This window comes from Streptomyces sp. NPDC005955 (genome assembly GCF_042871255.1).
Taxonomy (GTDB): Bacteria; Actinomycetota; Actinomycetes; order Streptomycetales; family Streptomycetaceae; genus Streptomyces.
The window spans coordinates 1-14658 of the sequence record NZ_JBIAIF010000010.1; the positions used below are offsets into that span (position 1 = coordinate 1).

Consider the following 14658-nt stretch of genomic DNA (forward strand, 5'->3'; position numbering starts at 1 on the left):
TTCGGCTGAGGCTTTCCTCCGGGCGCTTCCCTTCGGTGTTTCCGACTCTATCAGATCTTTTCTGACCCGATTCCCGGCCGGCGGGATTTCCTGCTCTGTCTTCCCGGCCTCGCGGCCGTTCCGACGTTTCAAACTCTAGCGGGTTTTCCCGGAGACTCATAATCGAGTGCTTCGGGCCCATGGAAATGAAATTCGGGCATGCCGAAAAAACTATCCCGTGGGAAGCCGTGCAAAGAGTTTGGTTGCCGCTGGTGCGGCGGGAGGTGCTGTCGCAGAACCGTTAAGGCTCGGTGACAACCCGGAGAACCTTACGGATCGGCGGAGCGGCTGTCAACCGGCGCAGGTCAAGATCTTCAGTCGAGGTCGGTGAGGCGTCCGCCCGCGTCCGGCTGGGCGTGCTCCACCCGGCGCAGGAGGCGGGTGAGGACCTCGCCGAGGACGGTGCGCTCCTCGGTCGACAGGTCCTGGAGCAGGTCCTCCTCGAAGACCGCCGCCAGCTGCATGGCCTCCAGCCACTTCTCGCGACCGTGGCCCGTCAGCTCGATGATGACGCGGACCCGGTTGGTCTCGTCGCGTTCGCGGGTGACCAGACCTTCGCCGACCATGCGGTCGATGCGGTGGGTCATCGCGGCGGGGGTGAGTCCGAGGCGCTTGGCGAGGTCGCCCGGTCCCAGTTGATAGGGGGCGCCGGAAAGGACGAGGGCCTTGAGGACCTCCCATTCGGCGTTGCTCATGCCGAGGGTCGCGGTCTGGCGGCCGTAGGCGACGTTCATACGGCGGTTCAGGCGGCCCAGGGCCGAGACGATCTTCTCGACCTGGGGGTCGAGGTCCTGGAACTCGCGCTGGTAGGCGGCGATCTGTTCGTCGAGGCTCGGCTCGCCCTCGGCCGGGGTGTGAGGCATGGCCGCAGTATGGCACGAACCCACTTGGCGTTGAAGTCCTTCTGTGTGTATTGTTAAGCCTCTAACTTTAGCTTCTAAGTCTTCATCTCTAAGTCTAAGGCAGGTGAAAGTGAGCAGGGCGATGGGCGCGGCGATGCGCCGGATCCAGACGGGGAGCGCGCTGAGTGCGTTCGGCATCGGGTTCACGGTTCCGTTCCTCTATGTCTATGTAGCGCGGGTGCGGGAGCTGGGGCCGACGACGGCGGGACTCGTGCTCGCCGCGTTCGCGGTGGCCGCGTTGATCGCCCTGCCCTTCGTCGGTCGGGTCATCGACCGACGGGGGCCGCTGCCCGTGCTGGTCGCCGCGTCGGTGACGGCCTCGGTGGGTGCGCTCGCCCTCGGCATGTCGAGCACCGCGGCGACCGCGATGCTCTCCGCTGCGGTGCTCGGTGCGGGAACCGCAGTGATGCAGCCGGCGCTGGCGACGATGATCGTGTGGTGCTCGGAGCCGCAGCAGCGGACCCGGGCGTTCGCCACGCAGTTCTTCCTGCAGAACCTGGGTCTGGGTGTCGGTGGGCTCATCGGCGGCCAGATCGTCGACGAGCACCGGCCGTCCAGCTTCACCACGCTGTTCCTGATCGAAGCCGTGATGTTCCTGGTGCTGGGAGCGATCGCCGCCGGGGTGCGGATGCCCAAGGGCGAGGGGCTGTCGGGCGGTGCCGTGCAGGACGGTCAGCGCGGGGGCGGGCTGCGGGCACTGCTCAAGCACCGGGCGATGGTGCAGCTGATGGTGCTGGGGTTCGTCCTGTTCTTCGCCTGCTACGGACAGTTCGAGTCGGGCCTGTCGGCGTACGGCGTGGAGGCGGCGGGCATCTCGCCGTCGACGCTGGGCATCGCCCTGGCCGCGAACACCGCGGTGATCGTCATCGCGCAGTTCGCGGTGCTGCGGTTCGTCGAGTACCGCAAGCGGTCCCGGGTGATCGCGTCCGTCGGTCTGATCTGGGCGGTGGCGTGGGCCGCGGCGGCGTACGCGGGGCTGGGGAACGGGAGCCAGGCGATGGCGACCGCCGCGTTCATCTCCACCTACGCGCTGTTCGGGCTCGGTGAGGCGCTGCTGTCGCCGACCGTGGCGCCGTTGGTGGCGGACCTCGCGCCGGGCGGCATGGTGGGCCAGTACAACTCGGCCTTCGCCCTGGTGAAGCAGTTGGCCCTGGCGGTGGGTCCGGCGGTGGGCGGTCCGATGGGCGCCTCGCTGCACGGTCCGTACGTGGTGACGTTCTTCCTGTTCTCGTTGGGCATCACCTATCTGGCGGTGCGGCTGGGGCGGGAGCTGACCCCGGAGCAGAACCAGCCGTCGTTGGTGGCGCCCCGGGTGGTGGCGCTCGGCAAGCCCGAGCAGGTCGGCAAGCCGGAGCAGGCTCCCGCGGCGGTGTAGTGGGGCAGGTCGGTTTCGCAGCGGCGGTGTTCCCGGGTGAGTGCCCGGGGACACCGCCGTTTCGCGTGGCCGGCGGGGTGGGGGGTCAGGTGGTCGGGAGGGTGAACTCGCACCAGACGGCCTTGCCGCCGCCGGGGGTGCGGCGGGCGCCCCAGGCGGTGGCGATGGTGGCGACGATCGCGATGCCGCGGCCCGCTTCGTCGGCGGGTTCGGCGCGCCGGCGCCGGGGGAGGTGGTCGTCGCCGTCGGTGACTTCGATGATCAGGCGGCGGTCGGTGCGGCGCAGCCGCAGGCGCATGGGCGGGGTGCCGTGTTGGAGGGAGTTGGCGACGAGTTCGCTGGCGGCGAGGACGCCCAGGTCGTGCAGGTCGGGCGGGAAGCGCCAGCTGGCGAGGACGCCGGAGGCGAAGGCCCGGGCCCGGGGGGCCGCCTCGACGCCGCCGAGGAGTTCCAGGGCGGCGTTGCGGAACAGTTCGCCGTCGGGTCCGGTGCGGGCCGGGTGCTGGAGGACCAGGACGGCGACGTCGTCGTCGTGGTCGGCGGTGACTCCCGCGGTGCGGATGAGTCGGTCGCAGACGACCTGGGGGGTGCCGGTGGCGCCGGCCAGGGCGCGTTCGAGGGCGGAGACGCCTTCGTCGATGTCCTCCCCGCGGCGTTCGACGAGGCCGTCGGTGTAGAAGACGGCGGTGGAGCCGGGGGCCAGGGGGACGGTGCCGGAGGTGTGGAGCCAGCCTCCGGTGCCCAGCGGCGGTCCGATCGGTTCGGCGGCCCGGTGGACGGTGCCGTCCTCGTCGCGGACGAGGATCGGCAGGTGGCCGGCGGAGGCGTGGACGAGGGTGCCCTCGTTGGGGTCGTGGACGGCGTAGGCGCAGGTGGCGATCTGGTTGGCGTCGATCTCGGTGGCGAGTCCGTCGAGGAGTTGCAGGATCTCGTGCGGCGGGAGGTCGAGGCGGGCGTAGGCGCGTACGGCGGTGCGCAGTTGTCCCATGACGGCTGCGGCGCGCACGCCCCGGCCCATGACGTCGCCGATGACGAGGGCGGTGCGGCCGCCGCCGAGGGTGATGACGTCGTACCAGTCGCCGCCGACGGCGGTTTCGGTGCCGCCGGGGTGGTAGGTGGCGGCCACCCGTAGGTCGTCGGGTTCTTCCAGTTCCTGGGGGAGCAGGGAGCGCTGGAGGGTGACGGCGGTCTCGCGTTGGCTGCGTTCGCCCGCGCGGAGGCGTTCGGCGGCTTCGGCGTGGTCGGTGACGTCGGTCGCGAAGATCATCACGCCCTTGTCGTGGCCGCCGTCGTGGTCGGTGCCGGGGATGGCGAGGGGGGTGCAGGTGAAGGTGTAGGAGCGGCCGTCGGGGGCCTTGCGGGACTTGACGGTGCGGGGTTTGGCGCTGCGCAGCACCTGGTCGAGGAGGGGGAGCAGGCTGAGGTCGTCGAGTTCGGGCAGGGTCGCGCGGGCGGGTCCGCCGGGGGTGCGGTCGCCGAAGGCGGTGGTCCAGGCCCCGTTGACGTACAGCAGGTGGTGGTCCGGGCCGTGGAGGAGGGCGACGAGGGCGGGGACGCGGTCCAGGGTGTCGTTGACGGCGAGGGCCGCGAGGGCGGTGGCGGCGGGGCCGGTCGGGTGCTCGGCGCGGGCCGCGGGCAGGGGGCTGTCGCCCCGTGGTGCCGGGGAGGCGCTGTGTTCGGTCCGGGCGGCGGCGCGGCGCTGCGTTCCGGGGAGCCGGGCGCTCCAGCGCGTGAAGTTCACTGGGTAGAAGCCTCGTGGGGTCGAGGGGCGGGCGGGCCGCCCGTGGGTCGCGGGAGCCAGTCTGACCGAGGGATCCGACATTCGTCAGACGTCGGGTGGTCGGGGTGAGTTCCGCGCCGGGGTCAGGACGACCCCTTCGGGTCATCGGGTGGGGTGCGTCCCGCTGCGCGTTCGAATTCGGCTCGGGGGTGTTCGAGGGAGCCGAGGGAGACGATCTCGCGGGTGAAGAGGCCGCCGAGGGTCCATTCGGCGAGGACGCGGGCCTTGCGGTTGAAGGTGGGCACCCGGCTGAGGTGGTAGGCGCGGTGCAGGAACCAGGCGGGGTAGCCCTTGAACCGGCGGCCGTAGAGGTGGGCGACGCCCTTGTGGAGGCCGAGGGAGGCCACGGAGCCGGTGGTGCGGTGGGCGTACGCCTTCAGGGGGCGTCCGTCGAGGGCGGCGGTGATGTTGTCGCCGAGTACCCGGGCCTGGCGCAGGGCGTGCTGGGCGTTGGGGGCGGTGTACGTGCCGGGGGCGGTGACGTCGGGGACCGCTGCGGCGTCACCGGCGCCCCAGGCGTGGGGTGCGCCGCCGACGGTCAGGTGTGCCGTGCATGCGAGCCGTCCCGAACCGGTCAGGGGGAGGTCGGTCGCGGCGAGCAGGGGGTGCGGTGCGACGCCGGTGGTCCAGACGAGGGTGCGGGTGGGCAGTCGGGAGCCGTCGCTGAGGGCGGCGACGCGGCCGGTGCAGCTGTCGAGGCGGGTGCCCAGGCGGACGTCGACCCCGCGTCGTCGCAGTTCGCTGACGGTGTAGCGGCCGAGGTCGGGGGCGACTTCGGGGAGGATGCGGTCGGTCGCCTCGACGAGGACCCATTTCATGTCGTCGGCGGTGACGTTGTGGTAGTGGCGCGCGGCGTAGCGGGCCATGTCCTCCAGTTCCGCGAGGGCTTCGACGCCGGCGTAGCCGCCGCCCACGAACACGAACGTGAGGGCGGCGTGGCGGACGGCGGGGTCGCGGGTGGAGGAGGCGATGTCGAGTTGTTCGATGACGTGGTTGCGCAGGCCGATTGCCTCTTCGACGGTGCGGAAGCCGATGCCGTTCTCGGCGAGTCCGGGCACGGGGAGGGTGCGGGAGACCGATCCGGGGGCGAGGACCAGTTCGTCGTAGGTGACGGTGGTGGTTCCGGTGCCCTCGTCGGCGGTGGCGAGGGTGCTGATCGTCGCGGTGCGCCGGGTGTGGTCGACGGCGTGCGCCTCGCCGATGACGACGCGGCACCGGTCGAGGACCCGGCGCAGGGGGACGACGACGTGGCGGGGGGAGATCGAACCGGCGGCCGCCTCGGGCAGGAAGGGCTGGTAGGTCATGTACGGATCGGGGGTGACCACCACGATCTCGATCTCGCCGCGCCTGATCCGCGCCGCGAGGTTCCGCTGGAGGCGCAGGGCTGTGTACATCCCGACGTACCCGCCGCCGATCACGAGGACGCGGGTGGCGGGCGTCGGTCCGGGGGGTGTGCCCGGGGGGTTGGCGGCCTTCACCCACCCATGACGCAACGGGCTCGGGAGTTTGTCCACAGGCTGAGCAATTTGTGTGACCGGAAGTCGGCGGGAAGACGTCAGGAACGGGCCATGCGGGGTGCTCGGCGTGTCGGCCGTGTTTTCTGTGGATGTGCAGGTCAGGGCAGGGGGGTGCGGTCGGGGTCACCCCCCAATAGGGGCGTAAGCGGGGCGTACTCCGATCGGGCGGAACGTGTGGCGGAACGTGCCCCTTCTGAATCGCCCCCTGCTCAACTATGTTCGTGTGATGTCGGGGTGTCGGGGGACACACTCGACGGGCCCACCCACGGGGGCCCGTCCCACGCGCTCGGTCCCTCCTGCCCCGGCTGCCGACGGCGGGGAGAGTCTCCGGGGGGAGACGTCTGAATCCGGGGGAACACATGCATACGCAGGATCAACAGTGGACGAACGCGCCCACCATGACGGCGAGTACGCCCGGGGGGACGTCCGGTGCGCCGGCGGGCGGCCTGGTCCGGGGGGCGGCGGACGGGGGGCGCACGGCGCCGTTGAGGGTGGACGCCCAGCGCAATCTGGAGCACGTGCTGCGCGCGGCGCGCGAGGTGTTCGGTGAGTTGGGGTACGGGGCGCCGATGGAGGACGTGGCCCGTCGGGCCCGGGTCGGCGTCGGCACGGTGTACCGGCGGTTTCCCAGCAAGGACGTGTTGGTGCGGCGGATCGCCGCGGAGGAGACGTCCCGGCTGACCGATCAGGCGCGGGCGGCCCTGGGGCAGGAGGAGGAGCCCTGGTCGGCGCTGTCGCGCTTCCTGCGGACGTCCGTCGCCTCGGGCGCGGGGCGGTTGCTGCCGCCGCACGTGCTGCGGGTGGGCGTGGACGAAGAGGGCACGGCGGGCACGGCGGGCACGGCGGGCACGGCGGGCGCCGCCGGCGCGAAGGTCACGGCCGACCCGGCGGGCGCGCCCGTCGAGGGTGCGGGGCCGGCTCGTGAGGAGCGGGACGAGGCCCGGGTGCCGCAGCAGCGCAGTGCGGGGGGCGGGGAGTCGGTCCTCGGTGCGGCGGGGTCTTCCGGTGCGACGGGGGCGGTCGGGGTCACGGGGACGTCCGGGGTGGCCGGGGTGGCCGGGTCCGTTGAGGTTTCCGCCGGTGCTGCCGAGTTGTTGGGCGGGGACACCGGGGTCGGTGCGCTGCTCGACGTGGTGGGGCGCTTGGTGGAGCGGGCCCGTTCGGCGGGTGAGTTGCGGGGGGACGTGACGGTGTCGGACGTGCTGCTGGTCATCGCCACGGCGGCCCCGTCGTTGCCCGATCCGGACCAGCAGTCCGCGGCTTCGGCGCGGTTGCTGGACATCCTGTTGGAGGGGCTGCGGTCGCGGCCCTCCTGACGGCGGGCGGGGCCCGGGCGGGGTCCTCGCGTTCGGTGGGTGAGCGGGGTGAGCGGGGCCGGCCCATGGGCCGGCCCCGCTTCCGTCCGGTTGGGGGTGGGGGCGTCGTGCAGGGACCCGTGGGAGTAAACCGGCCAAAAGCCGGATCGGGTACGAGCGGCGATTTTCGGGCACGCACCACCAAATCCCGGCGCTCCTCGGGCACTTGACATCCATGGCCGAAAGCCGCTGGCCGGAACGCGATGCCTCGGATGAGTGGCTGACGGGGTGATCCCCTGAGGCCGTGACAGCGGTGTGGCACCCTTACCCGGTGGGCGTAGAGTGTGCGGGCGGGTGCTTTCCGTGATGGACGTGGACGGGCCGGAAGAGCCGAGAGGCGGCGGGACCAACGGTTCCGCGGCGCGTCAAGTGCCAAGCCAGGGCGGCCCGAACGGACCGGGCGGGCCCGGTGGAGCGGACCGGAGCGCGACGGGTGACGGCTCTGGTGCCGATGCCGCGGCCGCGGACGGCGCGGACGGTGGCATAGCGAGTCGGGTCCCCGACGCGCTCCCCGGTACCGACACGACGCCCTCCGACGCCACACCAGCCACCGTTGCCACACCAGTCACCGCTGCCGCGCCACCCCCGGTGGCCCCGCCTCCCGCGGACACGGCTCCCGTCGAGACGCCCCCCGTCGACACGTCACCCGGGGACACCGCTCCCGGGGAAAGGCCCGCGACCACCGCACCGCGGGCGACCGGGCCGTCGACCGTCCCGCTGTCAGCCGTCCTGTCACCGGGCGCCCAGCCCTCGACCGTCCCCCTGCCGGCCGTACCGGCGCAAGCCGCACCGCCACCGGACGTTGCGTCCCGGGGCGCCGCAGCGCCGGTAGCCGCAACACCGACCGCCCCGTCACCGGCCGTCCCATCACCGGCTGCACCGTCCAAGGCCGTTGCGTCCCGGGGCGTCGCCCCGCCGGCCTCTCCGCTGCCGGCCGCCGCGTCGCCGGTCACTCCCCCGCCGATCACCCCACCGTCGGGCGCCGCGTCACCGGGCGCCGCCGTGTCGGGCGCCGCAGCGTCGGGCGCGTCCTCGCCGGGCGTCCGGTCGCCACGTACCCCGTCACCGGGCGGGCCCGCAGCCACCGGCGTCGAGGCGGGGGTGCCGCAGCAGCGGGAGCCGCGCGGGTCCCGTCGCGGGGAGCACGCGGCGGACGAGCCGGACGGGCCGTCCGCCTCCCCCGACCTCCCGGCCGCCGACGCCGACCTGATCGGGCGGATGCGCGCCGGCGACGACTCGGCGTACGAGGAGTTGTACCGCCGTCACGCCCAGGCCGTGCGCCGGTACGCACGTACCTGCTGCCGGGACGGGCACACCGCGGACGACCTGACGGCCGAGGTGTTCGCGCGGATGCTCCAGGCGGTGCGCGGCGGCTCCGGCCCCGAGCACGCGGTGCGGGCCTACCTCCTCACCACGGTCCGGCGGGTCGCGGCCGCCTGGATGAAATCGGCCAAACGCGAACAATTGGTGGATGACTTCGCGGTGTTCGCGGCGCAGGCCGCGCGCGGCTCGGAGGTCGCCGACGACACGGCCGTGGACGAGGGCGCCGACGTCCGGGCCATGCACGAGGCCGAACGGTCCATGGCGATGCGGGCGTTCCGCAGTCTGCCCGAGCGGTGGCAGGCTGTGCTGTGGCACACCGAGGTCGAGGACGAGTCGCCGAGCGAGGTCGCCACGCTGTTCGGGCTCGACGCCAACGGCACCCGGGTGCTGGCCAGCCGGGCCCGGGAAGGGCTCAAGCAGGCGTACCTCCAGGCCCATGTCAGCGAGGCGCTGACCACCAACGAGGAGTGCGCCCGGTACGCGGACCGGCTCGGTGCGTACGCCCGGGGCGGGCTGCGGTCGCGGGCGGAGCGGGGGCTGCGCAAGCACCTGGAGGAGTGCGTCAGGTGCCGGCTGGCGGCCGGACAGATCAAGGAAGTCGCGGGCGGTATCCCGGCGGTGGTGCCCATCGCGGTCATCGGCTGGTTCGGTGCCGCCGGGTACGCGAAGGCCGCGGCGTTCGTCGGGGGCGGCGCGGCCGCCTCCGCGGCGAGCGGGGCGGCTGCCGCCACCGGGTCCGGTGCGGGCGGCGGCGGGGGGTCGGCCGGGGGCGGCGGTGCGCTCTCCGAGGCGGTCGGCGGGCCGGTCAAGGCGGGCATCGGGGCGGCGGTCGCCGTCGCGGCGGCCGTGGCCGTGGCGTTCGCGCTGGTCGGTGGCGAGGCGTCGCAGCCGGACCGGCCGCGGGCCAAGCCGCCGGTCTCGCAGCCCGGTGAGGCGCCGCCCGTCGCCGCGCCCGCGCCGGCGCCCCGGCCGGCCCGGCCCGCGCCCGTGGTGCCCGTGGAGGAACCGGAGCCGGCGGCCGAGCCGGAGCCCACCCCCGAGGAGCCCGCCCCCGCGTCCTCGGCCCCCGGGGAACCGGCGCCGGAGGAGCCGTCGCCGACGCCCTCGCCGAGTCCGTCCCCGTCGCCCGAGCCGAGCGCACCCGCGCCGACCCCGTCCACCGAACCGACGCCGCCACCGGAGCCGACGCCCACCCCGTCAGCCGAACCGCCGAGCCCCTCGGCCGAGCCGCCGGCGCCGGTCGTGTACGAGTTGAGCGACCTCGCCTATGCGGGCACCGGCGACGGGACGGGGCCCGAGTTGCGTCCCGGGGAGAGCAGTTGGGTGTGGCAGCGGCACGGGCTGGCGATCGGCGGACAGTCCTACGCGCGCGGGGTGACCGTGCACGGGCAGTCGTCGGTGACCGTCGACCTCAACCGCGCGTGCCGGGCCTATGACGCCGTCGTCGGGGTGGACGACCTCGCGCTGGGGGTCGGCAAGGTCCGGTTCTCCGTCTACGCGGACGGGGCGCAGGTGTGGACGTCCCCGTTGCTGGAGGCCGGGGCGCCGGGCGTTGCGGTGCACGTCGACCTGACCGGGCGGTCCACGATCCGGCTGGTGGTCGAACCGCACTCGGTGTTCGACGTGTTGGTGCTGTCCGACTGGGCGCAGTCCCGGTTCAGCTGCTGACGGGCGCCGCCGCCCGGGGTGCGGGGGCGCCCGCCCGGGGTGCGGGGGCGCGCGTCAGGGGCGGGCGGCGGTGCCGAGGGCGCCGCGGGCGGCGACGACCGTGCCGGTGGGCACCGCGCGCTGCCGGGCGGGCGTCCCGGTCCAGCAGGTGCCGCGGCGGGCGAGCAGCCGGCGGAGCCAGAGTTCGACGGAGACCAGGTCGGCGAGGCCGTCCAGCGGGAGGGGTTCGCCCTCGGCGGCGGCCCGCAGCGCCTTGCGCACGACCCGGGCCTCCACGAGTCCGGCGTCGGCGAGCAGCGGGGTGTCGAAGAGCGCCATCAGATCGGGGAGGGCGACGTTCAGTCCGGTGCGGGCGGCGGTCGCCTGGGGGGCGTGCGAGGGGGCGCCCCAGCCGGGCGGGAGGTCGGTGACGCCGGCGCCCTCCAGGACGCTGCGCAGGATCTCGGCGCGGGCCCCGGGGCGGACCCGGAGGGCTTCGGGCAGGGCGCGGCAGGCGCGTACCACCTGGTTGTCGAGGAAGGGGGCGTGCAGGCGTTGGAACCGGATCTCGGCGGCCTGTTCCAGGACGCGCAGGTCGGCGGCGTGGCGGGCGAGTGCGGCGCGGGCCCGGAAGTCGCCGGGGCGTTGGCCGGGTCCGGGGCCGGGGCGGCCGGCGGCGCTGTGGATGCGGCCGGAGACCTCGGCGAGCGCTTCCCCGGTGAGCCAGCGGGCGGCGGGTCCGGGTCTGGCCCAGGTGAGGGCGGCGAGGGAGGCGCCGACGGGGCCGGGAGGTTCGTCGAGGCGGCGGCGCAGCAGTTGTTCGGCGAGTCCGTCGACGCCGGTGCGGTAGGAGGTGCGGGCGAGGCGGCGGGCCGCGCCGTACACGCGGGCGGGGACGAGGACGGAGACGGAGCCGTCGGCCTTGCTGAGGGCGGCGACGGGGCGGACCAGGTGGCGGCGTTTGCGGTCGAGGAGGAGGTCGGCGAGGCGGGCGGGGTGGGCGTCGAGGACCTGGCGGGCGCCGTGGCCGGTGAAGTGGTCGGCGCTGCCGGAGGCAAGGCGGGCGCGGTGGCGGGCGGCGGTGGTGAGGGAGGGGCCGGGTTCGTCGGTGAGGGGGCCGTCGAGGTCGACGTAGGGGAGGGCTTCCTCGCCGCCGGCGACGACGACGTGGTGCAGTCGGGGGTCGGCGGCGAGGGCGCCGGCGCGGGCGAGTTCGTCGCCGGGGCGTTCGCCGGGTCGTTCGCCGGGGGCGGCTCCGGCGCGGGCGGCGAGGTCGTTGAAGGTGACGGCGAGGAGGCGTTCGCCGGCGCCGGTGCCGTGGCCGAGGACGGTGCCGGGGACGCCGGGGAGTCCGGCGGCGAGCAGGGCGAGGGTGGCGGAGGCGGGGCCGCCGGAGAGGTCGGCGCCGATGCCGGGGGCGGGGGTGCCGCGGGCGGCGCGGCGCTCGGCGGGTCCCATGCCGGGTACGGGGCCGGGGTCGGTCATCGCGGCGGGGACGTGTCGGGGGGCCGAGAGGCGGGCGCGCACGGCTTCGACGAGGGCGTCGCGGACTCCGTCGACGGCGCTGGTGGCGTCGGTGGGCGGGGCGGCGACGGCGAGGGAGGTGACGGGGTCGTAGCCGGCGATCTCGCGGGCGCCCTGGCGCAGGATCAGGGCGTGGCCGGGCGGGATGCGGCGCACTCCGAGGTAGGGGGTGGAGTCGTGGAGGGCTTCGGGGACGTCGGGGGCGGCGAGCAGGGCGGCGAGGTGGCCGATGTCGAGGTGGGCTTCGACGAGGTCGGCGAGGGGGAGGGCGGCGGTCGCGTAGGCGGTGCCGTCGGACCAGGGGGTGTGGAAGACGGGGCGGGCGCCGGCGAGGTCGCCGGCGACGGTGATCCGGCGGCCGGCCTGGACGACGGCGGTGTAGCTGCCGGACCAGGCGGTGAGGTGGCGCAGGGCGCCGCCGCGGGCGGCGATGAGTCCGAGGCGGAGTTCTTCGTCGGTGGCGCCGCAGGTGCCGAGGACGGCGAGTCGGGTGCGGGGGTCGGCGGTGACGGTGCGGATCTCGTCGGGGCGCCAGTCGCCGACGGCCCAGAGGGGGTCGGGGTCGCCCCACAGGAGTTGGGAGCCGACGGGTTGGACGGTCTCGCCGTCGGGTCCGGTGGTGCCGGCGCCTTCGGGTCCGGACGTGCCCGCGGTGGCCGTGCTCCACCCCACCAACCACCGCATCGTCGCCTCCACAGGCTGTGGACAACCAGTGCACCGTACGAACCGGGGACCATGCTGCCACGAAGCGGGTGCTCGGGATTGCCGTCGCAGCGGCTTGCGTTACTGCACCGCGCGCCCCCGGTGAGCGCCGTGCGAGCCCTTCGCGCCCCTCGCGCGATCCCCGAGCGCCCGGTCGTGGGCGTCCGCTCCTGGTGGCGCGCACGGGTCGCGCGGTGTTCCCGACCCTTGTGCTGACGGTACGTCACCTACCGTGCCGCAGTGGCCTGGTGGGGCGTTCGCCGCTGGTAGGTCCGTAGTTCGACGGTGCGGGTCGGGTCCGTGGGGGCCCGTGGGGGGAGACGCATCCGGACCCACTCGGGATGCTCGCGGGGGCCGGGCGGGTGTATGCGGGCTACCGGGGGGTACGGTTACCGGCCCCGGTCGCGCACGGGCCCCGAGCCGGTGGTCACACGGCCGCCGGAGCCGGAACCGCGCCGGAACCGCGGTGCGGGAGGGGCTGTTGGTCGTGGTGCGGACGGCCGCCACCGCTCCGGTGAGCGGGTGGACCGTGGGTGGATAGCGGCGATTTTCGGCCAACTTGGCACGCTCGGCCCGCCGAAGGACCCCAATGCGGACCGTTACGGGCACAACGCACAGTCCGGGAGGTGGTGTTCACCTCCCGGACCGGTCCGCCACCCGCGGGGATGAAGGCGGCGGTGTCCCCCAGCCCACTGGAACCTGTTCAGCGGGCCGACCCACGCACCATCCATGGAACCCATCCGTGTCTCGTGGGAGAAGAGCGCACGGACGGGCGCACGGCCACACGGATGGAGCACGCGGTGACCGGGGGGCGGACGCGGCACGCGCCACAATCTCGCCATCCGGAACTATGCCTCTTAACGCATGGGATGCGCCGAACTACGCTGTGTGTGTCTGTGTTTCACAGGGGCATATACCTCTGGGTACGGCCATCCGCTCATGCGGGGAGCCACCCGGGGCGTGCCCCCGGGAGGCACGGCGCGAATGCCGCGCGGTCACCACCGCCGCGGCAGCCGTCTGTGTCGAGGGGTGGCGCAATGTCCAGGGAGCAACGCGGGCCGAACGAGAAACTCGGCGCCGTTCTCGCCCTCGCGGGAATCAGCAACGCCGGACTCGCCCGGCGGGTCAACGACCTGGGCGCCCAGCGCGGGCTGACGCTCCGCTACGACAAGACCTCCGTGGCCCGTTGGGTGTCGAAGGGCATGGTGCCGCAGGGCGCCGCCCCGCACCTGATCGCGGCGGCCATCGGGCAGAAGCTGGGCCGACCGGTGCCCCTGCACGAGATCGGCCTGGCCGACGCCGACCCGGCGCCCGAAGTGGGCCTCGCGTTCCCCCGCGACGTCGCCGCGGCCGTGAAGTCGGCGACCGAGCTGTACCGGCTCGACCTCGCCGGCCGCCGGGCCGGCAGCGGCGGCATCTGGCAGTCGCTCGCCGGCTCCTTCGCCGTGAGTGCCTACGCCACCCCCGCGTCCCGCTGGTTGATAACCCCGGCCGACTGCTCCGTGGCACGGGACGCGAGCCCCGCCGAGGACAGCGCCTCGGCCCTGAAGGTCGGCCACAGCGACGTGACCAAGCTCCGCGAGGCCGCGGAGGACGCGCGCCGCTGGGACTCCAAGTACGGCGGCGGCGACTGGCGTTCCTCCATGGTCCCCGAGTGCTTAAGGGTGGAGGCGGCGCCCCTGCTGCTGGGCTCCTACTCCGACGAGGTGGGCCGCGCCCTGTTCGGCGCCGCCGCCGAACTGACCCGGCTCGCGGGCTGGATGGCCTTCGACACCGGGCAGCAGGAGGCCGCCCAGCGCTACTACATCCAGGCGCTGCGCCTCGCCCGCGCGGCGGCCGACGTGCCGCTCGGCGGGTACGTGCTGGCGTCCATGTCGCTCCAGGCGACCTACCGGGGCTTCGGCGACGAGGGCGTGGACCTGGCGCAGGCCGCCCTGGAACGCAACCGGGGCCTGGCCACCGCCCGCACCATGAGCTTCTTCCGGCTCGTCGAGGCGCGGGCGCACGCCCGCGCCTCGGACGCGCAGGCCGCGGGGGCGGCGCTCAAGGCCGCCGAGGGCTGGCTGGAGCGTTCCCGGGACGGCGACCACGACCCGTCCTGGCTCGGCTTCTACTCGTACGACCGGTTCGCCGCCGACGCCGCCGAGTGCTACCGGGACCTCAAGGCCCCGCGTCAGGTGCGGCGCTTCACCGAGCAGGCCCTGTCGAGGCCCACCGAGGAGTTCGTCCGCTCGCACGGGCTGCGGCTCGTGGTGTCCGCCGTCGCCGAACTGGAGTCGGGCAACCTGGACGCGGCGTGCGCCCAGGGCGTGCGCGCGGTCGAGGTCGCCGGGCGGATCTCCTCCGCCCGCACCACCGAGTACGTACGGGACCTCCTGCACCGGCTGGAGCCCTACGGGGACGAGCCCCGGGTGGTGGAGCTGCGGGAACGGGCCCGTCCGCTGCTGATGGCGCCGGCGTAGCGCCCGCTCGCCCACGGGCCGGTGCGCGCCCG

General features: G+C 74.4%; 8 protein-coding genes. 4 read left to right on the forward strand and 4 right to left on the reverse strand.

Going from position 1 to position 14658, the window contains the following annotated elements:
- Positions 1 to 353: 353 nt before the first annotated feature.
- The gene (locus ACFYOU_RS22820) at positions 354 to 902 is read right to left on the reverse strand and encodes a MarR family winged helix-turn-helix transcriptional regulator (protein WP_385488726.1); all 549 of its coding nucleotides are present in this window, start codon (positions 900 to 902) and stop codon (positions 354 to 356) included.
- A gap of 121 nt (positions 903 to 1023) precedes the next feature.
- Here ACFYOU_RS22820 and ACFYOU_RS22825 point away from each other — a divergent pair, with 121 nt between their 5' ends.
- A complete protein-coding gene (locus ACFYOU_RS22825; protein ID WP_391308345.1) occupies positions 1024 to 2316 on the forward strand; it encodes an MFS transporter in 1293 nt (430 codons plus the stop codon).
- Positions 2317 to 2401: 85 nt separating this feature from the next.
- Here ACFYOU_RS22825 and ACFYOU_RS22830 read toward each other — a convergent pair whose 3' ends face one another.
- Complete coding sequence (locus ACFYOU_RS22830; RefSeq protein WP_391308048.1) at positions 2402 to 4057, reverse strand: SpoIIE family protein phosphatase; 1656 nt, start codon at positions 4055 to 4057, stop codon at positions 2402 to 2404.
- 122 nt (positions 4058 to 4179) lie between these two features.
- The gene (locus ACFYOU_RS22835; RefSeq protein ID WP_391308050.1) at positions 4180 to 5574 is read right to left on the reverse strand and encodes an FAD-dependent oxidoreductase; all 1395 of its coding nucleotides are present in this window, start codon (positions 5572 to 5574) and stop codon (positions 4180 to 4182) included.
- 398 nt (positions 5575 to 5972) lie between these two features.
- On the opposite strand from ACFYOU_RS22835, the gene ACFYOU_RS22840 reads away from it, so the two are divergent.
- On the forward strand, positions 5973 to 6929 hold the full coding sequence (locus ACFYOU_RS22840) for a TetR family transcriptional regulator (RefSeq protein ID WP_391308052.1): 957 nt from the start codon (positions 5973 to 5975) through the stop codon (positions 6927 to 6929).
- Between the two features lie 1257 nt (positions 6930 to 8186).
- Positions 8187 to 9959 carry a sigma-70 family RNA polymerase sigma factor gene (locus ACFYOU_RS22845; protein ID WP_391308347.1) on the forward strand — a complete coding sequence of 591 codons (1773 nt, stop codon included), beginning with the start codon at positions 8187 to 8189 and terminating at the stop codon, positions 9957 to 9959.
- 54 nt (positions 9960 to 10013) lie between these two features.
- On the opposite strand, the gene ACFYOU_RS22850 is transcribed toward ACFYOU_RS22845, so the two are convergent.
- Positions 10014 to 12146: an asparagine synthase-related protein gene (locus ACFYOU_RS22850; protein WP_391308053.1), complete on the reverse strand. Its 2133-nt coding sequence runs from the start codon at positions 12144 to 12146 to the stop codon at positions 10014 to 10016.
- A gap of 1055 nt (positions 12147 to 13201) precedes the next feature.
- Between ACFYOU_RS22850 and ACFYOU_RS22855 the strand changes: the two genes are divergently transcribed.
- Positions 13202 to 14626 (forward strand): MFS transporter, encoded by a 1425-nt coding sequence (locus ACFYOU_RS22855; protein ID WP_385488739.1) that lies wholly within the window; start codon positions 13202 to 13204, stop codon positions 14624 to 14626.
- The last annotated feature ends 32 nt before the right edge of the window (positions 14627 to 14658 follow it).

What these genes read in the sequence shown, in the direction of transcription:
- ACFYOU_RS22820 (WP_385488726.1), bottom strand. Translation starts at nt 902, where the DNA reads ATGCCTCACACCCCGGCCGAGGGCGAGCCGAGCCTCGACGAACAGATC.
- ACFYOU_RS22825 (WP_391308345.1), top strand. Translation starts at nt 1,024, where the DNA reads ATGGGCGCGGCGATGCGCCGGATCCAGACGGGGAGCGCGCTGAGTGCG.
- ACFYOU_RS22840 (WP_391308052.1), top strand. Translation starts at nt 5,973, where the DNA reads ATGCATACGCAGGATCAACAGTGGACGAACGCGCCCACCATGACGGCG.
- ACFYOU_RS22845 (WP_391308347.1), top strand. Translation starts at nt 8,187, where the DNA reads ATGCGCGCCGGCGACGACTCGGCGTACGAGGAGTTGTACCGCCGTCAC.
- ACFYOU_RS22850 (WP_391308053.1), bottom strand. Translation starts at nt 12,146, where the DNA reads ATGCGGTGGTTGGTGGGGTGGAGCACGGCCACCGCGGGCACGTCCGGA.
- ACFYOU_RS22855 (WP_385488739.1), top strand. Translation starts at nt 13,202, where the DNA reads ATGTCCAGGGAGCAACGCGGGCCGAACGAGAAACTCGGCGCCGTTCTC.